This is a genomic window from Aliivibrio friggae (assembly GCF_057368515.1).
In genome coordinates this window covers 856839-882965 of sequence record NZ_CM170649.1, presented here as the reverse complement: position 1 = coordinate 882965, position 26127 = coordinate 856839, and the positions used below count along the sequence as shown (strand labels likewise).

Annotated in this window: 25 protein-coding genes; 8 read left to right on the top strand and 17 right to left on the bottom strand. The window is 39.1% G+C overall.

The window, feature by feature from the left end:
- The first annotated feature begins 74 nt into the window (after positions 1-74).
- Together AC2INI_RS17415 and AC2INI_RS17410 are read left to right on the top strand one after the other, a co-directional pair.
- Positions 75-1190, top strand: a complete 1116-nt coding sequence (locus AC2INI_RS17415) for an efflux RND transporter periplasmic adaptor subunit (RefSeq protein WP_486305848.1) — start codon at positions 75-77, stop codon at positions 1188-1190.
- 2 nt (positions 1191-1192) lie between these two features.
- Complete coding sequence (locus AC2INI_RS17410; protein WP_486305847.1) at positions 1193-4240, top strand: efflux RND transporter permease subunit; 3048 nt, start codon at positions 1193-1195, stop codon at positions 4238-4240.
- Positions 4241-4344: 104 nt separating this feature from the next.
- Here AC2INI_RS17410 and focA read toward each other — a convergent pair whose 3' ends face one another.
- From focA to AC2INI_RS17395, 3 genes are all read right to left on the bottom strand, one after another.
- Positions 4345-5193 carry a formate transporter FocA gene (focA, locus tag AC2INI_RS17405; RefSeq protein ID WP_045104140.1) on the bottom strand — a complete coding sequence of 283 codons (849 nt, stop codon included), beginning with the start codon at positions 5191-5193 and terminating at the stop codon, positions 4345-4347.
- Positions 5194-5361: 168 nt separating this feature from the next.
- On the bottom strand, positions 5362-5547 hold the full coding sequence (locus tag AC2INI_RS17400; protein ID WP_486305846.1) for a hypothetical protein: 186 nt from the start codon (positions 5545-5547) through the stop codon (positions 5362-5364).
- A 9-nt stretch (positions 5548-5556) separates the two neighbouring features.
- Complete coding sequence (locus AC2INI_RS17395; RefSeq protein ID WP_486305845.1) at positions 5557-6123, bottom strand: DNA-3-methyladenine glycosylase I; 567 nt, start codon at positions 6121-6123, stop codon at positions 5557-5559.
- Positions 6124-6240: 117 nt separating this feature from the next.
- Here AC2INI_RS17395 and AC2INI_RS17390 point away from each other — a divergent pair, with 117 nt between their 5' ends.
- The 4 genes from AC2INI_RS17390 (at position 6241) to AC2INI_RS17375 (ending at position 8749) form a co-directional block, all read left to right on the top strand.
- A complete protein-coding gene (locus AC2INI_RS17390) occupies positions 6241-6681 on the top strand; it encodes a hypothetical protein (RefSeq protein WP_122032666.1) in 441 nt (146 codons plus the stop codon).
- Positions 6678-7235: an SCO family protein gene (locus tag AC2INI_RS17385; RefSeq protein ID WP_486305844.1), complete on the top strand. Its 558-nt coding sequence runs from the start codon at positions 6678-6680 to the stop codon at positions 7233-7235. The genes AC2INI_RS17390 and AC2INI_RS17385 overlap by 4 nt, the downstream gene beginning before the upstream one ends.
- 48 nt (positions 7236-7283) lie before the next feature.
- Positions 7284-7730, top strand: a complete 447-nt coding sequence (locus AC2INI_RS17380; RefSeq protein ID WP_486305843.1) for a copper chaperone PCu(A)C — start codon at positions 7284-7286, stop codon at positions 7728-7730.
- A 122-nt stretch (positions 7731-7852) separates the two neighbouring features.
- Complete coding sequence (locus AC2INI_RS17375) at positions 7853-8749, top strand: DMT family transporter (protein WP_486305842.1); 897 nt, start codon at positions 7853-7855, stop codon at positions 8747-8749.
- Positions 8750-8834: 85 nt separating this feature from the next.
- On the opposite strand, the gene sigZ is transcribed toward AC2INI_RS17375, so the two are convergent.
- From sigZ to AC2INI_RS17305, 14 genes are all read right to left on the bottom strand, one after another.
- A complete protein-coding gene (gene sigZ, locus AC2INI_RS17370) occupies positions 8835-9380 on the bottom strand; it encodes an RNA polymerase sigma factor SigZ (RefSeq protein WP_486305841.1) in 546 nt (181 codons plus the stop codon).
- A 105-nt stretch (positions 9381-9485) separates the two neighbouring features.
- Positions 9486-10196 (bottom strand): glutathione S-transferase family protein, encoded by a 711-nt coding sequence (locus tag AC2INI_RS17365; protein ID WP_486305840.1) that lies wholly within the window; start codon positions 10194-10196, stop codon positions 9486-9488.
- A 144-nt stretch (positions 10197-10340) separates the two neighbouring features.
- Positions 10341-10598: an HP1242/YdcH family protein gene (locus tag AC2INI_RS17360; RefSeq protein ID WP_486305839.1), complete on the bottom strand. Its 258-nt coding sequence runs from the start codon at positions 10596-10598 to the stop codon at positions 10341-10343.
- Between the two features lie 83 nt (positions 10599-10681).
- The gene (locus tag AC2INI_RS17355) at positions 10682-11476 is read right to left on the bottom strand and encodes a siderophore-interacting protein (protein ID WP_486305838.1); all 795 of its coding nucleotides are present in this window, start codon (positions 11474-11476) and stop codon (positions 10682-10684) included.
- An 11-nt stretch (positions 11477-11487) separates the two neighbouring features.
- Entirely contained in the window at positions 11488-12249 is a 762-nt protein-coding gene (gene vctC / locus AC2INI_RS17350; protein ID WP_045104150.1) for an iron chelate ABC transporter ATP-binding protein VctC, read from the bottom strand.
- Between the two features lie 8 nt (positions 12250-12257).
- Positions 12258-13208, bottom strand: coding sequence for an iron chelate uptake ABC transporter family permease subunit (locus AC2INI_RS17345; RefSeq protein ID WP_486305837.1), 951 nt, complete (start codon positions 13206-13208; stop codon positions 12258-12260).
- Positions 13201-14136: an iron chelate uptake ABC transporter permease subunit VctD gene (gene vctD / locus AC2INI_RS17340; RefSeq protein ID WP_486305836.1), complete on the bottom strand. Its 936-nt coding sequence runs from the start codon at positions 14134-14136 to the stop codon at positions 13201-13203. The genes AC2INI_RS17345 and vctD overlap by 8 nt, the downstream gene beginning before the upstream one ends.
- 90 nt (positions 14137-14226) lie before the next feature.
- On the bottom strand, positions 14227-15132 hold the full coding sequence (locus AC2INI_RS17335; RefSeq protein ID WP_486305835.1) for a siderophore ABC transporter substrate-binding protein: 906 nt from the start codon (positions 15130-15132) through the stop codon (positions 14227-14229).
- A gap of 235 nt (positions 15133-15367) precedes the next feature.
- Positions 15368-15610 carry a hypothetical protein gene (locus AC2INI_RS17330; RefSeq protein WP_012552096.1) on the bottom strand — a complete coding sequence of 81 codons (243 nt, stop codon included), beginning with the start codon at positions 15608-15610 and terminating at the stop codon, positions 15368-15370.
- Between the two features lie 271 nt (positions 15611-15881).
- Positions 15882-16241, bottom strand: a complete 360-nt coding sequence (locus tag AC2INI_RS17325) for a glutathione S-transferase N-terminal domain-containing protein (protein ID WP_122032654.1) — start codon at positions 16239-16241, stop codon at positions 15882-15884.
- 154 nt (positions 16242-16395) lie between these two features.
- A complete protein-coding gene (gene putP, locus AC2INI_RS17320) occupies positions 16396-17892 on the bottom strand; it encodes a sodium/proline symporter PutP (RefSeq protein ID WP_122032653.1) in 1497 nt (498 codons plus the stop codon).
- 149 nt (positions 17893-18041) lie between these two features.
- A complete protein-coding gene (locus AC2INI_RS17315; protein WP_122032652.1) occupies positions 18042-18749 on the bottom strand; it encodes a 1-pyrroline-5-carboxylate dehydrogenase in 708 nt (235 codons plus the stop codon).
- Positions 18750-18763: 14 nt separating this feature from the next.
- Entirely contained in the window at positions 18764-21931 is a 3168-nt protein-coding gene (gene putA / locus AC2INI_RS17310; RefSeq protein ID WP_486305834.1) for a bifunctional proline dehydrogenase/L-glutamate gamma-semialdehyde dehydrogenase PutA, read from the bottom strand.
- A gap of 145 nt (positions 21932-22076) precedes the next feature.
- Positions 22077-22856: a helix-turn-helix transcriptional regulator gene (locus tag AC2INI_RS17305; protein ID WP_162922446.1), complete on the bottom strand. Its 780-nt coding sequence runs from the start codon at positions 22854-22856 to the stop codon at positions 22077-22079.
- A gap of 474 nt (positions 22857-23330) precedes the next feature.
- On the opposite strand from AC2INI_RS17305, the gene AC2INI_RS17300 reads away from it, so the two are divergent.
- Positions 23331-25205, top strand: coding sequence for an SUMF1/EgtB/PvdO family nonheme iron enzyme (locus AC2INI_RS17300; RefSeq protein WP_122032650.1), 1875 nt, complete (start codon positions 23331-23333; stop codon positions 25203-25205).
- 103 nt (positions 25206-25308) lie between these two features.
- Entirely contained in the window at positions 25309-26100 is a 792-nt protein-coding gene (locus tag AC2INI_RS17295) for an ABC transporter permease (RefSeq protein ID WP_486305833.1), read from the top strand.
- The last annotated feature ends 27 nt before the right edge of the window (positions 26101-26127 follow it).

The following is a 26127-nucleotide window of genomic DNA, read 5'->3' as shown; positions in this document are numbered from 1 at the left end:
TTTAGTAATTGAAAAAATGATTAGCTCGATTATTTTATGTTCAACCAACCACTCTTTTCATGAGGAATGAGTCAATGAATTCACGTATTTCGACTGTTATGTTAATGAAGAAAACCGTACTGGCTGTCAGCCTTGCGATTGGCACACTAATGATCTCTGGTTGTGACTCAAACGAAGCACAATTAGAAACAACAAAAGTCGACACTATTCGCCCTGCACTTATTGAAGTGATTAGCCCAAGTATAAATGCGCAATTACGCTTTAACGGTGTTGTACGCTCTGCCGAACGTGCTGATTTAGCTTTTAGAATGAATGGACGTGTTATTAATGTGCTTGTTGAAGAGGGCCAACAGGTAACAAAAGGACAATTACTGGCGCAATTAGATCCTCGTGATGCGAAAACGGCACTAGAGTCAGCACGTGTTGAATATAAAAATAGCCAAGCAGAATACAACCGTGGCAAAGCGATTTATGAAAAAAGCCAAGCCATTGCTAAAAGTGATTTAGACACACTAAGCACTCGCTATAACCTAGCTAAAAATCGACTAGAAGAAGCAAAACGTCAATTAGAGTACACCCAATTGACCGCTCCTTTTGATAGTATTGTTGGTCGTAAGATGATCGACAATCATGTGCAAATACAAGCAAATAGCCCAGTATTGACCATTCATGATCTTGATAACTTAGAAGTACTTATCAATATTCCAGACAGTGTCATGTTAGGTGAATTAAAAGGCTCAGAAGCGATAGCTCAAATCAGTGCTGTTCCTAATGTACGCTTTCCTCTTGTATTAAGTACGTATGGCACTCAAGCGGACCCAATAACGCAAACCTACCCTGTGGTACTAAAGTTTAAAGAATTAAGCGGCTTTAATGTATTACCGGGCATGACAGTAAAAGTGACTCCTGTGTATCCAAAAGACTCAGCAGAAGAGAACACTCTTATTACCGTGCCTTTAACCGCTATCGTGCCAGATAACAAAGGCGGTCAATTTGTGTGGGTGGTTGATGTTCAAAATCAAGTACAGCAACGCGCGGTTAATACCGGTGAATTACTGGCAAACCGAGTGGTTATTACTCAAGGCTTGCAAATGAATGAACGCATTATCATTGCCGGTGTCACTAGCATTAAAACCGACATGATCGTAAAACCCTATTCTGAACAATCAGCAATGAGTGACGGGGAATAGAGATGGACATTGCACGTTATACCATGACTAAACGTACCTCAGTGTGGGTGCTTATCACTCTGATCTTATTTGGTGGTTACTTAAGCTATTTAAAACTAGGTCGTTTTGAAGATCCTGAATTTGTCATTCGTCAAGCGGTAATCAATACCCCATATTCTGGCGCAACCGCTCAGGAAGTATCAGACGAAGTAACCGATATTATTGAAGGTGCCGTTCAATCACTTCAAGAAGTAAAAGAAGTGAAGTCTGTCTCTAAACAAGGCATGTCTGAAGTGACGGTTGAAATCAAACTTGAATTTGCTCAAAGCCAAGCCGCTTTGCAACAAGTGTGGGATAAACTGCGTCGTAAAATTGGGGATGCACAACGCCAATTACCACCAGGAGCAAGCGCATCTATTGTTAATGATGACTTTTCTGATGTGTACTCGCTATTTTTTGCCGTAACAGGCGAAGGCTTTAGTGACAAACAACTGCAAGATTATGTCGATGACTTACGACGTGAACTTGTTCTTGTCCCTGGTGTTGCAAAAACAGCAACACTAGGCGAGCGCCAAGAAACTATTTTCGTTGAAATGTCGAGCGAGCGCATGGCGCAATTTGGCGTATCTGCAGAGAAAGTGTATCAGGTACTACAAAAACAAAACATCGTTACGGTTGCCGGTAGTATTGAAACGGATGCAATGCGTATTCCTGTGATCCCAAACTCTGGAATTAACTCAATTAATGACTTAAATAACCTGCAAGTAAGCCTTGGGGATAATAATACTGTCCTTCGTTTAGGTGATATTGCAACGGTTATTCGTGGCTACCAAGAACCGACTTCTATGCTGGTTCGTTACAATGGTGAACGTGCCGTAGGTTTTGGTATTTCAAACGTATCAGGCGGTAACGTGGTTGATATGGGCGATGCCGTAAAAGCGCGCATTGCAGAGCTAGAAGGTCAACGTCCATTAGGGATAGAGCTTAACGTTATCTCTATGCAATCGGATTCTGTTCGTGCGTCGGTAACCAACTTTATTGATAACCTCATTGCGGCTGTTGTAATTGTATTTGTCGTCTTACTGCTATTTATGGGGCTACGCTCAGGCATCGTCATTGGCTTTGTTTTGCTACTGACGGTTGCAGGCACGTTATGCATCATGTTAATCCAAGACATCGCAATGCAAAGGATCTCTCTGGGTGCATTGATCATTGCATTAGGCATGCTGGTAGATAATGCGATTGTGGTGACAGATGGTATTTTAGTACGCTTACAAACCACACCAAATGACAGCCGTGAGGAGATTGTTTCTGATGTGGTTAATGCAACTAAATGGCCTCTTTTAGGTGGTACGGTTGTAGGTATTTGTGCTTTTAGTGCTATCGGTCTTTCTCCATCAGACATGGGCGAATATGCAGGCTCTCTATTTTGGGTGATTTTATATTCGATGCTATTAAGTTGGGTATTTGCGATTACAATCACGCCAATGCTATGCCACGATTTTCTAACCGTGAAACCAATAGATAACCAAGCACCACCAAGCCGTATTAGTCAACAATACCGTCAATTATTAACTTGGGTATTAGCGCATCGCGGCATCAGTGTAGGTCTTTTACTGGTTGTTTTATTTACTTCTATTTATGGTGTTCGTTATATTCCACCGGGCTTTATGCCAGAATCTCAACGTGCTCAATTTGTGGTTGATGTCTATTTACCACAAGGATCAGACATTAAGCGCACAGAGCAAACTATTGCGGCCATAGAGCAAGATGTAAAACAGAAAGAAGGCATCACAAATATCACCAGTTTTGTGGGCGGTGGCGGTTTACGCTTCATGCTAACCTACTCACCAGAAGCTCGTAACCCTAGTTATGGTCAGCTACTGATTGATATTGATGACTATCAAAACATTGCTCCACTGTTGGTTGAACTTCAAACTGAGTTGGATACAAAATACACCAATGCATCGATTAAAGTATGGAAATTCATGCTAGGCCGCGGCGGCGGTAAAAAAATTGAAGCTGGATTTAAAGGTCCAGATAGCCATGTACTGCGCCAATTAGCAGAGCAAGCAAAGGCGATCATGATTAATGATCCACAATTGATTGCGGTGCAAGACGATTGGCGTCAACAAGTACCAGTGCTGCGTCCTCAGTTTTCAGAAGAAAAAGCACAACAATTTGGATTAACCACACAAGAGATAAATAAAGCCATCGCTCAGACATTATCTGGACGAAACGTTGGCGTTTATCGTGAAGGTAATGACTTAATTCCAATTGTGGCTCGCTCACCAGAAACAGAGCGTAATCATCAACGTGCGATAGAAAATACAGAGGTCTTTAGCCCAACAACCGGCAGTTTTATCTCAGTAAGCCAACTAATTGAATCATCAAACTTAGTTTGGGAAGATGCGATTTTACGCCGTATTGATCGAATGCCGACAATTTTAGTGCAAGCTGATCCTGCACCTGGAGTACTGACTGCGGATGCCTTTAAACAAGTAAGAGAGAAAGTTGAAGCAATAGAACTACCATCTGGATACCAGTTGATTTGGTACGGGGAATATAAAGCCTCTAAAGACGCCAATGAAGGATTAGTTATTTCGGCACCTTATGGGTTTGCAGCGATGATCTTAGCGGTTATTTTCATGTTCAACGCATTACGTCAACCATTGGTTATTTGGTTAACGGCACCACTTGCGATCATTGGTGTATCAATAGGATTAGTCATATTCCAAACGCCGTTTGAGTTTATGGCGATACTTGGGTTCTTAAGTCTTATTGGTATGATGGTAAAAAACGCAATCGTACTTGTTGACCAAGCGGATGTTGAAGTCGGAAATGGTAAGCACCCTTATAATGCGATTATTGATGCGTCATTAAGCCGCGCAAGACCAGTATTACTCGGAGCACTAACAACCATACTTGGTGTTGCTCCCCTGCTTATCGATCCATTCTTTAAAAGCATGGCAGTGACTATTATGTTTGGTTTGTTGTTCGCAACCATACTGACATTAGTAGTTATCCCACTCTTTTATGCAATGTTCTTTAGAATCAAGGTAAACCACTAGTTGAAAATTACTAAATAACAGGCATAAAAAAGGAGCGTTCAATACGCTCCTTTTCTTTATCTAACATCTATCTAAACTCTACATAAGCAGTTTAGCGCATCAAATTAATGATGGTTTGGCTCACGTAAATAGATGATCCAGTAACCCATACCAACGAAGATACCACCACCAATGATGTTACCAATCGTCACAGGGATAAGGTTATTAATGACAAAATTACTTAATGTTAAGTCTGCAAAATCTAATGCAGAATAACCGCTTGCCGCCCAGAATTCAGGAGAAGCAAATGTTTTAATACCGATAGCCATTGGAATTTGGAACATGTTTGCAATACAGTGCTCAAAGCCCGCAGAAACAAACATAGCAACCGGAAGGATCATCACTAAAATTTTATCTGTTAATGTACGACCTGAGAATGTCATCCAAACACCAACACACACCAATACGTTACACATTAAGCCTAGTGCTATTGCCTGCCAAAAACCGTGATGAAGTTTATGCTGAGCAATCTTCATGGTATTAATACCAACAGCACCGCCATCACTCATGTATTGTTTTGCAACTAACATGATACCAACAAGCAGCATGGCTCCAATAAAGTTACCTACATACACTACAGCCCAGTTAGCACAAAGACTTTTCCAGCTAATTTTTCCACTTGCACGAGCAACCAGTGTTAACACAGAACTGGTAAATAGTTCGCCACCCGTCACTACCACTAAAATGAGACCAAGACTGAAGGCTAAACCACCAATAAAGTGAGTCATACCCCATGGCATATCTTCAGCACCGGTTGTTACCGTAGTATAAAAGATGAAAGCAATACCAATGTGTATACCAGCGGTAATTGCTAATAAGAATGATTTAAATGGGTCTTTAGTTGCTTTTGCTACGCCAACTTCAGCAGCGCGTTCAGCCATTTGTGGCGGTAATAAAGAGTCGAACTGGTTCATATTAGAAACATTTTGATACAAGTGAAAAGGAAAGCGGATAATCCTCCTATTTTGTACGGAATACAAGCGATTTTCTGACTTGCAAGCATTAAAATTGAGAAAATTTACAACTATTTCCAAAAAACACAAAATGTGACATGGTTCACACTCATTAAGTAAATATAAGATTTAAATTTTGATGTCTACCTTGTCTTTATAACGACGATCTTCTTTAAATCGTCTCTCATATAAAACAGGTTTAGAAGGGTAATTTCGACGTTCCTTTTTCTTACGCAGCTCTTCTTGATACGTTCCGTCCACATCCACGGTTTCAATAATGTTTTCTTCTACATCAGGTAATGATTTCTTATCCATTACTTCTCCTTACTGTTCTTTGTTATAACAAGGGCAACTAACCAAATGATCATTAACAACGCCTGTTGCTTGCAAAAAGGCATAGCAAATAGTTGAACCGACAAACTTAAAACCACGTTTCTTTAAATCTTTGCTGAGCTTATCTGATAATTCAGTTGTTGCAGGTACCTCAGACATACTTTGCCAGTGATTGTTGATCGGTGTTTTATTAACATAGCCCCACAAGTAATCAGAAAAACTACCAAACTCTTTTTGTATTTCAATAAAAGCGTGAGCATTAGTAATCGTCGAATTAATCTTTAGGCGATTGCGTATAATTCGTGCATCCAACATTAAGGCTTCTACTTTCTCTTGATCGTATTGACCAATTTTTTCAATATCAAACTGATCAAACAGAAGTCGATATCCTTCTCGCTTCTTTAAAATTGTAGACCAGCTTAACCCTGCTTGCGCGCCTTCCAAGGTTAAATACTCAAACAATTCATCATCAGAATAAACAGGAACACCCCATTCATTGTCGTGATAATCTCTATCTAAATCAGAAACCTCTGCCCATTCGCAACGCTTTTTATCCATTGTTATAACCTCTTTTCTTAGACAACTTAACTGAGCTCACACTACAGTAACTAGTACTCTATCCTGTATTTTCATTATGCTACCCTTTGCACACTTTTTTCTTGAGTTGCTGTCTGTATGAAAATACTTTCTACTGTATTCAAAATATTATTTGTTGTTGCCTTATTACTTATCGGCTTCTTTTTCTCTGACATGACTAATTTTGTCAAAAACAAGATGAAGCCAAGCATTGCAATTGAAGATACTTGTCAACTGTCCAGCCAACCTTGCACCCAGCATGGGGTTGATATTCGTCTACAAAAAGACACTCTTACGCCTTTAGAGCCTAGCCCTATTACCGTTAAGTGGCCAAATACAAACTCAGAAAAGCTCCTTATTTCTCTCCAAGGGGTAGATATGGAAATGGGTAATCCTATTTTTCAACTAACCAAAACCAACGACAGTACGTTTGAAGGCGAGATCCTATTACCTATTTGTACTCAAAATACCATGGTGTGGACAGGAACCCTCACTGATGGAAATACAGAAGTCACTATTTCATTAAAGGCTCAACAATGAAAAAACTCTTACTCATTATCGCGATCATCTTCGCAGGATTTGCGTTAAAACAGATCTACTTAGCAAACGTCACTGACGATGTGTCTCTTTATGGTGAAAGCAATAATGCCGTTGATCTGTTTGATCTGAACGATCCCCGTATTCGCATTGTCTATTTTGGCTTTACTCGTTGTCCTGATGTCTGCCCGACCTCATTAGCCATGCTTTCAGGCGCATTCAATCAAATAGACGACACCACATTATCTCAATTTCGCCCTATCTTTATCACGCTTGATCCTGAAAGAGATTCACCAGAACACTCTGCTGAATACGCCCATTACTTTCATAAAAAGATAGAAGGCAGTTCTGGCTCACTGCAAGCGGTCAATATGTTAGCTGAGCGTTACGGCGTCACCTTCCATAAAACCGAACTCAAAAACTCAGCTCTAGAGTATACGATTGATCACTCCTCTTACTTTTACTTTTTAAAACCAGACGGAACATTAATCACCAAAGTGCCTCATACCGTGACACCTGATCCAATAGTGAAAGCGATGCTATCTCTTTCACAATAAAAATAACTCGTGTCCCTAAGGGACCATTACTTCTTAAAGGAATATCCGATGAAAAAAACAATCTTTGCTCTAAGTGCCCTTTTACTTAGCTCTAGCGCTTTTGCTCAAAGCGACTTAATCATTGAAAATCCATACGCACGAGCAACACCACCCAATGCGGTAAATAGCGCGATTTTCATGACAATTAAAAATGACGGTGATAACGATCGAACACTGATATCAGCCACTACCTCAGCAGCAAATAAAGTTGAGCTTCATACTGTAATAAAAACAGATGGCATGATGAAGATGCGTGAAGTGGAATCCATAACCATTACAAAAAATGCAAACACCGCTCTAAAACCGGGTGGATTACACATTATGCTTTTTGAATTAACAGGCCCATTAAAAGAAGAAGAGTTTATTGATGTCACCCTGAATTTTGCCAATGGTGATAAAGAGCAATTTAAAGCTCCTGTGAAAAAAGTAATGGCTGGAATGAAACACAAAATGTAACCGTGATCTGGTTTAATACCATAATGTCTTTCTACTAAATCAAAGTGTCTGATTAGAGATATATGCATTTCAATAGACCTGTCAAACTGCATCTCATTAACCCCTAACGAGATGCAGATCACATGTATTATCTTTTACCGCTATTTACCGTACTTATTTGGGGCGGCAATTCTATTATCAATAAGATGGCAGCTTCTGCTATTGAGCCAAGTGCAATGAGTTTTTACCGTTGGGCTTTTGCGATGCTTTTATTGACTCCATTTTGTTTACCTTCGATCATAAAATCTCGTCATGTTATTCGCCCGTATCTTTCTAAATTGGCATTTTTGGCGCTGCTTGGTATGGTTTTAAACCAATCTTTAGGATATTACGCCGGCCTAACGACAACGGCTTCTAACATGTCTCTTATTACTTCGTTAGTACCGTTAATCAGTATTTTTCTTAGTCTGCCTCTATTGGGTAAACGTATCTCTAAATTAAGTATTGTCGGTGCAGTGATCTCACTGGCGGGCTTAACCTTTATGCTTGGTCATGGTGATATTACGTTCTTTTTACACCAACCAATTACAGAAGGTGATGGCTTAATGGTCATTGCTGCAAGTTGCTATGCGACTTATTGTGTATTATTAAAACGCTGGAAAATGCCCATCACTAGCTGGCAGCTAATTTATATGCAAGGGTTGTTTGCTGTCGCCATGCTAGCGCCATTATGGTTAACCAGCGACAATTTATTACCAACAGAAAGTTCTATCCCATTAATCATGTATGCATCTATCGCTGCGTCTATTTTAGCGCCTTGGATGTGGGTAAAAGCGATTGATGTCATTGGAGCTGAATCAAGCGCCATGTTCATGAACTTATTGCCTGTGGTTGCCGTGTCACTTGCCGCAATCCTATTGGGCGAGAAGATTGAAAGCTATCATTTAATGGGTGGTTTAATGGTGATTTCTGGTGTTATCTTGGCTCAAGTTAAAACCAAAAAAGCCAAACAAGAAGCAAGCTTACTTATCAAAGCGTAATTATTGTTAGTAGAAGAATGAAATAAGAAAGCCGACTGTTTATAAGTCGGCTTTTTTGTAAACGTTAGATGCACTTTAACTAAAATCAACAGCGATCACACTTACCTGATTTGGATTTATATTCGATTAAATTTCCTTGAGAGTCTATCGAGAAATCACAACAAGTCATAAATAAACCATGCAATTTTTCACGACTTTTCTTTACTCTGGATTTTAACGTTGAATACTTTAACCCGCTTTTTTCAGCATACTCTTTTTGAGATATCCCCTCGATTTCAATCAAAGATAATAACTCAGCATCCTCATCAGGCAATTGCTTGATAAACGGTAAAAGGCATCGAGAAAGCTCTTTCACTATTTGCTCTTCGTTTTGTTCATCGAACCATAAATCATCTTCAGTTAGCTCTGTGCGTTTTTTATTTTGGCGATAAAAATCAATAATGGTGTTATTTGCTATCTGAAATAGCCAAGATTTAACTTTTTGATTATCCGATATCGTTGTAAGGTTTTTATGCGTTTTAATCAAAATTTCCTGCAGCAGGTCTTCTACATCTTCAGGATTAGAGACTTTACTCCGTAAAAACGCTTTTAAACTTGATTGATACTCAGACCAAATCACTTCTAATTTCATACAAATAACTTACCTTTACACTGCTAATTTTTGAATGACACAACCAATTTAAGGTAACCAATAACATTGATTACCTTAATTAAAGCATATAAGTTACAAATATTGCTAGTTACAACATGAACTTGATGATGTTGAGCATGTGCCTGTTGCACACTCTTCTTCTGTACCATTCATCACATGTGCAAGGTAGGTATTCTTCAAATAGAACCCACTAAAAGTAGCAACAAAATCATGTGGTACTGTTTTCTCTGTAAGGCCAGATTCAATAAGAGCTGATTGCCATTTTTGAACTTTTGGAAAACCATACAGCATATCAAACCCTGATTGAGCTTTAATCACAGCCGCACGATGCAGTAAGGGTAGCCAAGCGATATCTACATTTGAGATATAATCCCCTTTAAAGAATAATGATTCACCTAATTTACCTTCTGCCTTCGCAAACGCTTTAGAAAGGTTCGTCAAACGCATTTCGAATGTCTCTTTATCTTTACTACCCATGGTTCCGCATTGAGGCATATAGTGTTTACTTGCTTGATATGACCATGCACGATCTAACGCTTTTTGCTCTGCTGATAAGTCTTCGATTGGTGCATATTTATCATCTAGGTATTCAACAATTGCATCAGACTCAAATAATACCGTTTCATTTTCAGTAATTAATACAGGGACTTGACCATTGGGAGCTATATCTAAAAACCATTGTGGCTTATTATTTAATTCAATGTACTCTATTTCAAATGGCACATTTTTGGTTACAAGAGATCCCATTACACGTTGTACAAATGGGCAGTTTTTAAAGCTAATTAATTTAATCATTGTGTTACTCCAAATAGGTTCAATATTTTCTACTTACATCTATAAGACGAACACCATTTGAAAAAGACGATATTTTTTTAAAATTTATGCAAAAAAAATCCCCATCAATAATCGACAGGGATTCATTATTCATAAAACGTTAAATTAATGAGCGACTTGCTCATGATGTTCAGTCAGCTGCTTATACAGGGTGTCTTTTAACTCCATACGCTGATGTTTAAGTGTATTCATATTTTCATCATCAATTGGACTACCTGAGATCTCTAACTCTCGAATGTCATAATCCAATTGATGGTATTTTTGAAGTTCTGCTTTGAATGCGGGATCGTCATGATTTAGCTGAACAATGTCTAATTTAAGCTCTGGAAAATCTAAGATAAAAGCATGGTTTTCATTAAGCATTGGCATTTCCTTTTCTATTAGATTGTTTACCAGTATAGGAGCAATCCATCAAAAGAAATGTGGTCCATCACGCAAAGTTTATCTTAACCTTCAGCGAGTTGATCCTCATGCTTTGCTACTTTATGCCCATCTTCAGTACAGCCTTCTTTCCAATAGCTACTGATATAAAGATCGTCTTTATCCACTTCTTTTTCATTACGGAAATACGTACGAAGCGATCTCATTTGATTAAACTCACTCGCACTCCAAACCGAAACTCGACCCACTTTCCACTCTTGCTCTCGAACCGTATCTATTAAATCTTGCGCATCAGATTTAATAACCCATGCAAGCTCAATACCTTGTGGTTTAATTAACGTCTGTTTATCTGATTGATGGTTAATTTCAATCACAGCGTAACCTACTGCGGTTGTTGGTAGAGCCTCAAGTTTTGCAGACAAAGCAGGCAACGCTGTCATATCTGCCACTAAAAAGTACCAATCTGCACGATGGTTAAGCCCTTTGATACTGCCTGGCCCAGCAATTGAAATCGTATCACCATTTACCGCATTCTGAGCCCAAGCAGAAGCAAAGCCACCTGTTTCAGCACTCATCACTGTATTCGCATGGTGATGGCGAACAAAATCCACATCTAGCTGATTTTGCTCTTTTCTCAAATTACGCACGGTATAAGTACGCATCATTGGACGAGTGCCTTCAGCAATACCAGAAAGGTCGGTTCCGCCATTTTCATTAAACATCAGCTTAATGTAACCACCCTCTGTTTCCATATCAAAACCAGAAAGATCTTCTGCTTTAAAAGTAATGCGCTGCATATTGGTAGTAAGCTGTAGATTATTAACCACGGTCAGTACACGTGGAGAAGGTTTCTTATTCATAACTTAATCCTTTATTGTCCGTAATACATACAAATACGTTGACCATTAACTTCATGGATATCAAATTCAGTTTCGTATATTTCTGATAACACGTCTTTTCTGATCACTTCAGCAACCGTGCCATTAGCAACTACTTTGCCTTTTTTAAGCGCCACAATATTGTCTGAATAGCACGACGCGAAGTTAATATCATGGATCACTATCACTACCGCTTTTCCTAATTCATGAGCCAACGTTTTAATGTTTTTCATGATTTGTAATGAATGCTTAATATCTAGGTTATTTAACGGTTCATCTAAAAAGACATAATCCGTATCTTGTGCAACCACCATCGCAATGAATGCTAATTGACGCTGGCCACCACTTAATTGATCTAAGTACTTATTCTGAATAGGAGCAAGATCTAAATAATTGATCGCCTTATCCATCACTTCATTATCGTGCTTTGTTAGCTTACCTTGGCTATAAGGAAACCGACCAAAGGCAACAAGCTCACGCACCGTAAAGCGCATGTTTAAATTGTTCGATTGTCTAAGAACGGCTAGTTTTTTCGCTAAGGCTTTTGTGTCCCAATCCACCACTTCTTGGTTTTCAATGAGCACACTGCCACTGTCTTTGGCCAATAAGCGACTTGCCATAGATAACACGGTACTTTTACCTGCGCCATTCGGTCCAATGATCGACGTCACTTCACCTTTAATAAAAGAAGCAGAAGCTTGATCAACCACTTTTTGCTGACCAAATGATTTTGAAAGTTGAGATAATGAAATCATACGTTTCTCTATTGAATTTTTTGTCTAACTAACAGTGATAAGAAGTACAAACCACCGATAAAATTAATCACTACGCTTAATGTCGTTTCAAACTTAAAGATGTTCTCAATCGCCCATTGCCCTGAAAGCAACATCGACATTGCCATTAAACTGCTTCCCAGTAGCAAAGTTCGGTGACGATAGGTATTGAAAAACTCTTTTGCTAAGTTTGCCACCAATAAACCAAAGAACATCACTGGACCAACTAACGCAGTAGATACCGAAATTAAGATAGCCACTAAAATAAGCACTTGCTTGGTTATTTTCCCCACATCAACGCCTAAACTGGTCGCGTTATCGTTATCAAGCCAGAACACATCAAGCACGTTAGACATTCGAAATAACACGGCACTAATTAGTAATAATGGGATAACACAAAAATAAACTAAGTCTTTGTTAATATTATTAAAGCTAGCAAACATACTTGATTGAATTGACGCGAAATCGTTTGGGTCAACCAACATCATAAAAAATGACGACACATTAGAAAACAGCTGTCCAAAAATCACACCAAGTAATAATAAGGTGATTACGTTACTGTTGTTTTTCTTGAAATAAAAACCAAATAACAACAAAGAAAATCCGACCATTATCACCACTGACATAGCAAAGTTAACAAATGGGTTTAATAAGAAAATACTAAAACTGCCAAAAATAACCACAACCAATACTTGAGTCAGTAAATACAAGGCATCAAAGCCCATAATACTTGGTGTTAAAATGCGGTTATGTGTAATGGTTTGAAATACCAAAGATGACTGTGCAATCGCAATACTGGCTAAGATCATCGCTAATACTTTAGGCACGCGACGTGACAAAAAGTACTCATAGTTAGAAGCATCCAGTCCAATACCAATAAACAAAAAGATGAATAGAACGGTTATGAATGCCAATGCCGTTAGTTTAATTGAATCAGACATTCTGCTTACCTTTAACGATAAAGAAAATAAACACCATTCCACCAAGAATACTAATGATCATAGAGATTGGAATTTCATAAGGGAAAATGATCACACGTCCTACAACGTCACACACAAGAATTAATATCGCGCCAACAATCGCCGTTAGAGGGATGTTTCTGCGTAGGTTATCACCATAAAACTGAGCAACTAAATTTGGTACGATTAAGCCAAGGAAAGGTAATTGACCAACAATCATCACTACCGTTGCTGACATAACAGAAACTAAAATAATGCCGAGAAATAGAATTTGCTTGTACTTCAAACCAATATTGGTCGCGAAATCTTTCCCCATACCAACGGCAGATAAGCGAGTCGCGTACCAATAGCTGATCACTGAAATTGGCACAGCAATGTATAACAGCTCATAGTTACCTTGCAGAATATTGGCGAAGTTCGCGACCGTCCATGCAGAAAGGTTCTGAACTGCATCGTATTTATACGCGACAAAGGTTGCAGCAGATGAAACAACGTTACCAAAAATGATGCCAATTAGAGGAACATAGATAGCGTTTTTAAATTGAATACGATGAATGAATTGAATAAAAAGAAGTGTACCGCCAATCGCCGTTGCAAAAATTAGCAGTAAGTTATCGCCATGGCCAAAAATCACTAAACTCAGAACATAACCCAACATCGCACACTCAATCGTGCCTGAAGTTGAAGGGGCTGCAAATCGGTTTTGACTGATCTGTTGCATGATTAAGCCTGCAATACTTAATCCTGCACCTGATAATAATATCGCTAATAAACGTGGTAGTCGACTAACAACAAGGAGCTCTAGTGCTTCTGTATCACCAGAAAAAATAGCGGTTAAAGGTAAGTCAGCAACTCCCACAAACACAGAAGCAAAACTTAATACAATAAGAACAAGCAATAACTTTTTCAAAGCTAACCTCAGCCTGCACAAAGCGCACTACTTCAATGAAATAGTACGCTTTAAAAGAAAACTAAAAATGAATGGTAATTAGAATGAAATCTAAAGATGAATGGATTGTTTGATATCTGAAATCATTTGATCTGTTGCTGTCACTCCAGCAATAGCCAAATACCACGCATTAATATCAAGATACGTTAAGCTGTCATTTTTATATGCATCCGTCGCTTGTACTAATGGGTTAGCAAACTCTTCACGTGTGCGGCTTTTATCTTTGTTAATTAACTTATCTTTATCAACAATAAGAAGGTTTGATGGGTTCACATTACGAATAAACTCATACGATACCAAATCACCATGGCGAGATTCTTTAATGCCTTCTACCGCTTCATTAAAACCAAAATCTTTATAAATAGAAGAAAAACGAGATTGAGCACCAAAAGTCGTAATATTACCGCCTGCGCTCATTACTGTTAACGCTGCAACATTATTTGTTTTGTTGTGTTCAGCAATCGCTTTGAACTCAGTGTCTACACTAGCAATTTTCTCTTCTACTTTATCTTGGATCTCAAAGACATTGCCTAGCATACGCCATTGTTGCTGTGTACTTTCCCAATAGCTTTTTGAATCCGCAGTAAAGACGATTGTTGGTGCGATTTCAGATAACTCTTTGTAGGCTTTAACAGCACGAGAACCAATAATGATCACATCCGGCTTTTGCATATAGATAGTTTCAAAATCTGGCTCACTTAAACTACCAGAAGAAGCAAACTCTTTTGTTTTGTATTTTAATAGATACGGAGGCATTGTAGTTGCTTGAGTCACCGCTACTGGTTTGATACCAAAGTAATCAATGGCATCTAAGGTTCCCGTTCCAATAACAACAACACGCTGAGGTTTTGTCTCAAGCGTTGTTTTACCTAATTGGTGAGAAACCGTAATAGTTTCAGCATAACTTGATGCAGAAACTAGTAAACCAAATAACATTGTAGCGATACTTTTTTTCATATTCTTTACACTCAAGTGATAATTGTTCGTATTTAAATATCACTATAATGAAAACGATTCGCATTCACCAGAATAAAAAAGTAAAGATTGTAAAGACGTACTTAATGTAAGGTTTATTGCGTTCAAAGAGGTTTTTTTAGAGAGTAGAAAATGATTAGTTTGGTTTATAACAGACAATAAAAAAGGCCATTATTGGGGAATAATAATGGCCTTAAAAATACATAGCTTGTTTACTTTAGTGTAAGTGTCTCTTCGTTACTTCACATGAAAGAGTCTCATGATCAAATAAGAAGCGAAATGCGTGAGAATTGAAATATTTCCCATCACTCCATAAAACTTCACCAAAGATCTTACAGAGATCCATATCTGATGCTGAACCTTTCTTATCGATTAATCCAATAACAGATAAAACTTGGCTCTCTATATCCTTGGGACAATTTTTAATTGACCATTTATGAGTTGTACTCATTTTATCCATAATCACTAGCCTAATGTGTTTTTATTTTATTGTGAATCAAGTCACGAAGAACAGTTTAACTGAACTATAACTTAAAACCAAGTATTTTGTGACTTGAGTCTCATAAAATAAATAGAATAGCTAGTAATAGAAGTATTAACAACCAATTATCAAAAGTAAGACTATTAATAATTTACATATTTTAAACATAAAAAAGGCGTACTATTAATGGTACACCTAGATGAAACCAACCAAGAAATACCACCTTAGTGGTATTGCAAGCTTATGAAAATTAAGGGTATTGCTTCTCTAAAAACGCCATAATATCTGACGATTCATACATCCATGTTGTCTCGCCGTTATTATCAATTCGCAGGCATGGCACTTTTACACGGCCACCGCCGGCTAATAATTCAGATCTATGCTGCTCATTATTTTTTGCATCTCGCAGTTCGATCTTTAATGATTGACGCTTAATTGTACGACGAACTTTCACACAGAATGGACATGCTTCAAATTGGTATAGTGAATAGTTTGCTGTTTCTGCATCTATCTCGGCTTGCTTTGCAGGATCGCGTTTTACCCCTGATGGTGTAAATACACAATCTGCCGCCAAAATAATCTTGCCAAGCACCAAACGAATTAATTTCATGTTTACTCTCCTAATAATGCAATCTAATTGATTATAATTGTTATTTCTTTTTGAAGTGTTTGGATTGTAACAGTTTCATTTCATTGAACCTACAAAAAAGCCCCAAAAGAGAGCACTCTAATGGGGCTAAATTCTATTATTGATTTACGTAAGCTTATTCAAACTCAACCAAGTTACGTTCAAATTTCTTATGTTGCTGAGCGACCGCTTCTTCAGGTTTACCTGTCAACTTACTCACAGCAATAATTGCCGTCGTTGCGAAAATGATCCCAGGGACAATTTCGTACACATCGAACCAACCGCCTGTTAGCTGTTTCCAAACAACAATCGTGATACCACCAACAACGATACCAGCAAGAGCGCCATTACGGTTCATTCCTTTCCAGTAAAGACTTAGTACAATGGCAGGACCAAATGCTGCACCAAAACCAGCCCAAGCATAAGAAACTAAACCAAGTACTGAGCTATCAGGATTCATCGCTAACGCTAATGCGATAAGTGATAACGCAATCACTGCAAGACGTCCTACATTAACGACCTCTTTACTGGTTGCGTCTTTTTTCACTAGTTGTTTATATAGATCTTCAGATAATGCTGAAGAAGAAACTAATAGTTGTGAATCTGCAGTACTCATGATGGCAGCAAGGATCGCAGCCAATAAGATGCCAGCAATAACTGGGTGGAACATCGCATTCACTAATAGCATGAAGATTTTTTCGCCATCAATCGCTTGACCTGCCATTGAGCCATTTACATAAAGTAAACCAACAAGACCAACCAACACAGCACCAACCATCGATAACGCAGTCCATACTACGGCGATTCGACGAGCAGTCGTCAGCTCTCTGTTTGTGCGAGAAGCAAGGAAACGCGCTAGAATGTGTGGTTGACCAAAGTAACCAAGACCCCAAGCCGCTAATGAAATAATCGCAATCGCACTTAGCGGTTTGCCATCCATGCCTGTCCATAGCGTCATAAGCTCTGGGTTAATCGCAACTAAATCCGCACTCAACTGACCAAAACCACCTTGCATGGCTGCAATAGGAACAATCATAAGCGCTGCTGACATTAATAGACCTTGAACTAAATCAGTCCAAGCTACCGCTAAGAAACCACCAAATAAGGTATAAGACACAACACAAAGCGTACCAATAACCACCGCTACTTTGTAATCTAGACCAAATACAGTTTCAAATAATTTACCACCAGCAACCAAACCAGAACTCGTATAGAAAAGGAAGAACAGCAAAATAAACAACGCTGAAATGGTTTGAATTAGTTTAGATTTATCATTGAAACGGCGTGATAAAAACTCTGGCAGTGTTAATGCATCATCGGTTGTCATGCTGTAGGTTCTTAAACGTTTAGCACAGATTAACCAGTTCAGCCATGTACCCACTAATAGACCACCAGCAAGCCATAAAGACTCTAAACCCGCAGCGTAAGCATAGCCAGGTAGACCAAGTAACAACCAACCACTCATATCAGAGGCACCCGCTGATAGTGCTGCAGGCCAAGGTCCTAGAGTTCGACCACCTAAAAAGTAATCAGATGAGCTGCTCGTTCGCTTGTAGGCATAAACCCCAATCGCAAGCATCATTATCAGGTAAGCGATAAACGTACCTGTAATGGCAAAATTATTTTCAATCATTGTATTTCCTTTATGTTATTGGCAGTAAGTTTAACGTCGTTACTGCTGTATGAGCATCTTAGCCCTATTGTTATGGTGCAATAACGACGATGGGATCCAACACCAATGTGGACAACTACTTTATCCAAATTGATATCAATCATTCAATATCAGTGGTTACCACCCCCAAGTTCAAGCAATGTTGCGTTGCCGCCAACCGCTGTCACATTGATTGTTCGTGTACGCTCTGTAATAAAACGTAGAACAAAATGAGGATCTGTAATTACTGGTAAGCGTTCTTGATCGGTTTCTGCAACCAATTGCGCTAATAATCCATCTCGTTTTGCTAATTGTTGGTTAAGCACTATCGACTTTTGCTCGTTACCAACAAAGCAGACGCCCGCTAAACGAACATCATTAATGTCTGTTATTGCAAACTCTGCTTGTTGAGCCGCTAATCTTGGCACTTTAGCTTGGTGCAACCCTTCAAGAATAACTGAAGTTAGTTTCGCATCCTGACTCGAAAGGGCGACAATAATAGCGTTTCCTGCGATTAATGACGCAGTTATTTGTCCAATCAATGCAACAACCGATGCTTTTTCATCCGATGTGATGTAAAAAACGCCTCTTGCTGCTGTGTAAAGCTCATTGCTCTCCCCTGTTGGACCTGGCATTAGCTCAGTTTCTGAAATTAAATGCTGCGCGCGTTGGCATTGAAAACGAACCATTTTTGCTGCTAGAACACCAAAGTCAGGATGTTCAGCTAAACGGTGCGACCATTGCCATAGTTTCTCCATTCGAGTTGAGAATGAATCAACTTGCCACTCTACTTGGCCTTGAGAAAGAGCTGAGTCAATAATGTGAGTAATCGTTGTCATGAGGATCTCCTTTCTCATTTAGTAGAGGTAGTCGCAATTGAAGTGATCTGCTGTGCTTGGGTATAGCGGAATAAATAACGTGGTCCGCCCGCTTTTGGTCCCGTACCAGACAGCCCTTGCCCACCAAATGGTTGAACGCCAACAACCGCACCAACTTGATCTCGGTTGATGTAACAGTTACCGACTTTACTGTTTTTCTCTATTCGTGTGTACGTCACTTCATTTCGACTGTGGATCCCCATTGTTAATCCAAAACCGGTGCCGTTAATCTCAGTAACTATGTTATCCAGATCTTCTGCTTTAAAACGAACAATATGTAAAATTGGCCCAAATTGTTCATTCTCTAATTGACTAATAGACTCAATTTCAAAGGCCGTTGGCGGAACAAAATCACCCTTTTCAGCCCAATCAGGTAACTCTGCTTGAGCAACCAATTTGCCTTCAATGGTCATTTTCTCAATGTGAGCTAATAATTTTTCTTTTGCTTTCGAGTCAATAACAGGGCCGACATCAGTACTGTGCAGTTCAGGTAAATCAACACTTAGTTCTGCCATCGCCCCTTTTATTAAGTTCACAATTCTATCGGCAATGTCTTGTTGAACAAAAAGCACACGCAATGCAGAACAACGCTGACCTGCAGATGCAAAGGCTGAGCGAACGACATCACGCACCACTTGTTCAGGTAATGCAGTACTGTCCACTATCATTGCGTTTTGACCACCAGTTTCAGCGATAAAAGGAACCGGAGCTACGCCATTACCTTCAAAGGTTCGATTAGCTAAAGTTCGATTAATTAATTGCGCGGTTTCTGTTGAACCAGTAAAGGCTACGCCTGCTACACGATGATCTGAAGTTAATGGTGCCCCCACTGTTTTACCATCACCCGGTAATAGGTGAACGGCTTGCGGTGCGATACCCGTTTCTAATAGCAACTCCATCGAACGAACGGCGATCAACGAGGTTTGTTCCGCAGGTTTTGCAACGACGGTGTTACCTGCGACTAATGCCGCGGAAACTTGACCTAAGAAAATAGCTAATGGAAAATTCCACGGGCTGATACACACAAATACACCACGACCTTGGCGTGCAATTTGATGTGACACGTCATCAAAACCGACAATAGTTTCAGGCGTTGTAAAATTTAGCTTAGCTTGAACGGCATAGTAACGACAAAAATCGACTGCTTCACGCACTTCATCAATGCTGTCATGAATAGTTTTTCCCGCTTCTTTATGACATAAAGCAACCAACTCAGGCATGTTCTCTTCAAGTTTATCCGCCAATAAGTCTAAATACTCGGCACGTTCTGATACTGGCGTAGCCTGCCATGTTGGAAAGAAATCATGAGCGATAGTTAATGCGTCTGATACTTGCTCTTCAGAGCTCCATACTAATGAACCTACATTATTGCTTCTGTCATATGGCGAAGTAATCTTGTGTAAGTCAGCAGAGCTATCCTTGATCATGTTTTCGTAATAACGGCTATTGTTAACGATTGGACCACCTTGCCAATACGTAGTCATCTGCTCTTTAACCAATGCTTCAAACGGCTGAGCTTCACTCTCTACATCAAAATTAATGCTGTATGAGTTTTTACGATCAGAAAATATCTGTGGCGGTAATGGGATCAATTGATTATCTAGGGATGGACACGCTAATAATGTATCAACCGGGTGCTCTGTTAAACTTTCGATTGGGCAGTTTGCATCAACTAAACGGTGAACAAACGAGCTGTTTGCCCCATTCTCAAGTAAACGGCGAACTAAATAAGGCAATAGATCCTTATGGCTGCCAACAGGTGCATAAATTCGAACACTGCGCTTAAACATATCCATTGCGTGATCGTATAATGCATCTCCCATTCCATGTAGACGCTGAAACTCAAACTCATCATGAGTAGCCATTGACGAAATAGCAGCAACCGTATGGGCATTATGGCTAGCAAATTGTGGGAAAATATTACCTTTAACATGGGCACTTAATAGGTAACGTGCACACGCTAAATAAGAAACATCGGTCGCTTCTTTTCGAGTAAACACAGGATAACGAGCAAAGCCAAGTTGCTGAGATATTTTAAGTTCGGTATCCCAATAAGCGCCCTTCACTAAACGAAGAGGGATCATATCACCCTGCTCTTTTGCTAACGCAGTTAACCAGACTAATACTGGCAACGCGCGTTTAGAATACGCCTGAACAACGATACCAAACTTACCCCATCCTTTAACAATGTCACTGCGATACAATTTCTCAAATAACATTAAAGACAGTTCTAAACGATCGGCTTCTTCAGCATCAATGGTAATACCAACATCAAGCTCACGAGCACGTTCTAGTAACTTAAGTACTGAATCACACATTTCACCCATAACACGGGCTTTGTTCGCCATTTCATAACGAGGATGTAGTGCTGATAATTTAATTGATACGGTTGGATCAGGAGAGCCCGCAATCGTTGTAGCTCTACCGACACTTTCGATTGCGACAATGTAGTCTTTGAAATATTTATGTGCATCAGATTGTGTTAATGCTGCCTCACCTAGCATATCAAATGAATAGGTATAGCCCTTTTCGCGCATTGGCTTGCCTTTCTTTTGCGCTTCTTCAATCGTTCTGCCCAACACAAATTGATGGCCCATGATCTTCATGGCTTGGTTCATTGCTTGACGAATAACAGGTTCTGAAAACTTATTCACTAAACGGCTAATAGCGTTAGAGGGAGAACCATCAGTTTTTACATCCATACTAACCACTTTACCAGTCAGCAATAGCCCCCAGGTAGAAGCGTTAACGAACGTTGAGTCTGAATTTTTTAAATGAGATTTCCAATCGGCTACGCTTAATTTGTCACGAATAAGTGCATCTGCTGTTGCTGAATCAGGAATACGCATTAACGCTTCAGCAAGACACATTAATAAAATGCCTTCTTTTGTGTCTAAGCTGTACTCTAGCAATAGCGCATCAATCATCTGTACGGCTTGCTTATCATTGCGGACACGTTGAATAAGTTCACCAGCCTGATCTCTCATCATGTTGGCTTCTTGCTCACTCGGCTGAGCTAATGGGATCAGCTCTTTTAACCATTGAGCTTCATCGACCATATAAAGAGGGGAAATTATTGACCATAAGGAAGTTAATGGCTGGTCAACAATGGATGACACCAATACATCTTTCGCTTGAAACATATCTGTTCCTCTTATTAATCTGTTCGTTAGTAAGGCTAATTGCGAAAGAGTCTATTTTCTATTTACTTAAATTACTTGTCAAAACCTACGATTTAATTGTTAAATCGTCCATGCGGTTACAAAATGAGAACAAAAGCGGTAAATTTTAATTACGAATAAAGTGTAAATGACGATATTTACTTGGTGAGATCCCTTTATATTTCACAAAAGCATGACTAAACGCGCTCTGATTCGCGAATCCTGTTTGTTGAGCAATTTCTCCAATACTCAATAGACTTTGATTCAGTAGCTTTTTGGCAAAATCTAGCCGCTTTACGATAATATATTGATGTGGGGTAGTTCCAAATTCTTGCTTAAAAATGGCATAAAATTGACTCTCCCCGAGGAAAACTGTACTAGCCAACTGAGCAATTGTGATCTTACTTCCAATGTGCTGCGTTATAAAATTGTCAATCACATCAGAATTTAGTCGTTGAACTTTTTTTTCTGAATTTTCATCAATTAAATGACGGTGGAGCAAGGAAATTATCGTATCACTGCAGGCTTTATTTAAAAGGTGATCATTAACACTCGCTTGAATTTCACAGACCAATAATTGAATCAAATTCTGGATCTGACCATCTAATTCATAATACCCAGACTGACTAAACAATTCATTGACCCTCGAAGCTAGCTCACGATCTTCAAAAAACTGAGGAAAATTAAGTACTAAGACTTCAGCTTGATGCAAACTAGAAAAGGCATGTTCTTGGTAAGCAGGTATTACTCCGACTTTAGCTGCGTAAATCAAACTGCTTTTTCCATTGATTTCAAACTCAGCTTGGCCTTTTAAACCTATTACTAATTGATGGTATTCATGTGAATGAAGATCTCTCTCTTCGGGCAGCATGATAATTTGTGCGGGTGAAATCCAATTCTTTTTCATGATAAATCCATCTATATCTAGGTAAAGTCTTTTCGTTAAAATGTTATCTACATCATAGTACCACTCTATTTCAAATATCACTACGAAAGCATGATCATGTTTTCGTATGATACAGTCGATGTACTTTCAACTAATTACATTAGATTTAACCCTGTGAATTTTATATAAATAATCTTTATTTACAGTAAATTAGAATAGTTATTCAGATTTCAGAAAGTACTTTCTTATTTATAACCTTGATCATCGTTCTTAATTATTGAAACGATGATCAAGTAAAGCTCTAATTTACACTCTCGGCGTCGTCTACATTTGGTATAGAAATTGCATCAGTACTTAGTGTCAAAACTATGAATACACGGATACTCATCTGCCTAGGATATTTTTAAAAATGGGCTATGCAGATCAGTATCGAGATACCGTAACCCTTATAATCGAAGGGTTAACTAAAAATGAATTAAAGAACCAAATTATCTTATGTCTAAAATTAAAAGCAGAAAAATTATGAACCGTAAAGGATTACCCGCACTAGCACTACTGTTATCGCCGGCGCTTTTTACCTCTGTTGCGCTTGCTAATACCGACACTCAATCAACAACTATTAGCGTTGATTCTGTTGCTTCAATTGATACCAAATTAACTCACAAGCGTGATGAAGTTAAGCAATTAGAAAGCACCGTGGTAAACGATCAACATCGTCTTCGTGATTTGCGTAATCAAAGTGATGCTTTAGATAAAAAAGCAAAGCAGTTAGATTCAAAACGAAAACTTGCTCAACGTAATTTAGATGAGCAATATAACCGAATGATTGATGATCCTGAACTTGACATTACTCCTTTCCAAAAGCAATACCAAGACTCTTGGAAAGAAGTAAAAGAAAACCAAGTCGCTAAATTATCTATTCAACAAGATATCCAAGAACAGACTCGTGTATTAAAAGCAAGCAGTACAAAAAAACAACGCGCATTAGATGAGCTTGAAATTCTCGGTGAATCTCGTCAAGAAGCTCGTGTTCTTCGCCTACAAGAAGAACTATCAACTCAAGATTCTTTAGATGTGGTTCATACGATTACTTGTAAAATGTCGATGACATTAGATGCGTGTTCAAGCCAAGGTAAAACACTGAGTATGCAAAAAGCAGTAAATAGCTTTCAGCAGCAGTTAATTAACGGTTTTACAGAAGCGGACACAGTTAAGCAACACGTTGAGAATGTATCCCTTAATATTCACGTTCTTGATAGCGCAATTATTGACAGTGGTTTTAATGGTAGTAACCGTTACACAACTAAGCTGCAAGCGTCACTACGCGCTCGTCCAAATTCAACGGCAGCATGTCAACTGCTTGGTTTAGAAAACCGTTACTGTATTGAACCAGGAACATCACAAGCATCTAACGATAAAATCAAAAAAGAAAAAAAATGGGTTGGTATTACCATTCGCTCTAACCGTCATGAAGATAACGTAACTGTTAATGGCGTTAATTACGGCAGCACTCCTGTAGATGTAATGCTACCTGCAGGTCAACATCAAATTACAGTTGAGAAATCAGGCTTTGAACCATACAGCCGCCAAATGTCATTATCTAAAGACATGACAGTATGGGCTGAATTAAAATTACAAGAAAACCGCCCAAAGCCAGGTAAAAAGTTTGCTGACCGCTTAAGTAACAACCAAAAAGCACCACAAATGGTTGTGATTGGCTCTGGTAATTACCACATAGGTAAAGATGCTGCAAAAAACATCAATATCTCAACAGCCTACTCTATTGCAGCAACACCAGTAACGGTTAATCAATTTGATGCCTTTGTTGCGAGCTCAGGCTACATCACTGAAGCAGAAAAAGGCGCGGGTTGTAATGCTATCAATGGCGGCGAGACTAAACGTCACCAAAATCAAAACTGGCGCAAACCTGGTTTTGAACAGTCAAAAAATGCGCCTGCTGTATGTATCTCTAAGAAAGATGCTGAAACCTACGCACAATGGCTGACAAAACAAACTGGCTTTAAATACGCACTGCCTTCTGAAGCGCAATGGGAAATTGCAGCTCGTGCAGGAAGTAAAGAAGCTTACTGGTGGGGCTCTGACATTGGTTCAGGCAACGCAAACACTGGCTGGGGTGGTTCTTCTTGGGCAAACAAGTCAACTTCCCCTGTAGGTAGCTTTGGCGCAAACCCTTACGGTATCTATGATACAGCAGGTAATGTTTGGGAATGGACAAACACTAAATCAGGGGTTGTTCGTGGCGGCGCATGGAGCTTTGCACCAACAAAAGCAAAAGCGTATGAATCTCTAGAGCTTAACCCATCTACAAGCGCTAACTACACTGGTTTCCGTGTGGTTCGAACTCTGTAGTTAATCAATATGCTTTAACTAAATTCATAAATAACAAAAACCGCTGACATCAGCGGTTTTTTTATGTTCAAATAACGTTAATTAACCGCTTTAGGCAAAACGCATGCAAGAATCTTTAGATATCAGTTGGGCATTGATGGGGCTATTTAGCCTTACTCTCATTATTCCCTTTACCATTAATCGCATTTACCAATTGGATCTCGCTAAAGAGATCGGTATTAGTGTGTTTCGTATGGTGGCACAACTGGCTTTTATTGGTTTATATCTTGAGTTTGTTTTCCAATTAAATGATCCACTACTGAATACCCTTTGGATTATTTTAATGATAGGAATTGGATCCAGCTCTATCATTTCTAAAGCCAAACTCCCTAGAAAGCAATTACTGCTTCCAGTTGCAACTGGCTTACTGGTTGGGCTATCGCCATTAGTTATTTTACTCAGCTCTGTGATTATTCAACCAACCCCACTATATAGTGCTCAGTATGTGATCCCTTTAGCCGGAATGCTGCTAGGTAATAGTTTGAGTGGAAATATCGTTGCATTGCAAAACTTATTCACCGCATTTAAAGAGCGTGAAAGTGAATATCACGCAGCTATCGCTCTTGGCGCATCTCCTCATTATGCGACTCTTCCTTTTGTTCGTGCTGCGATGCAAAAAGCCTTTGCCCCTATTATGGCATCAATGGCCACCACTGGATTAGTTACGCTACCCGGCATGATGACAGGTCAAATTTTAGGTGGGGTAAACCCAATGGTTGCTATCAAATATCAATTACTTATTTTAATCGCCATTTTTGTTATGCTGACAATATCAGTCACCATCACGTTACAACTGACCCTCAAACATAATATTTCTAAAGAAGGGAAAGTATTAGTACGTTTTCTAGATCAATGATCTAATAAAAATCAAATAAAGGAGCCT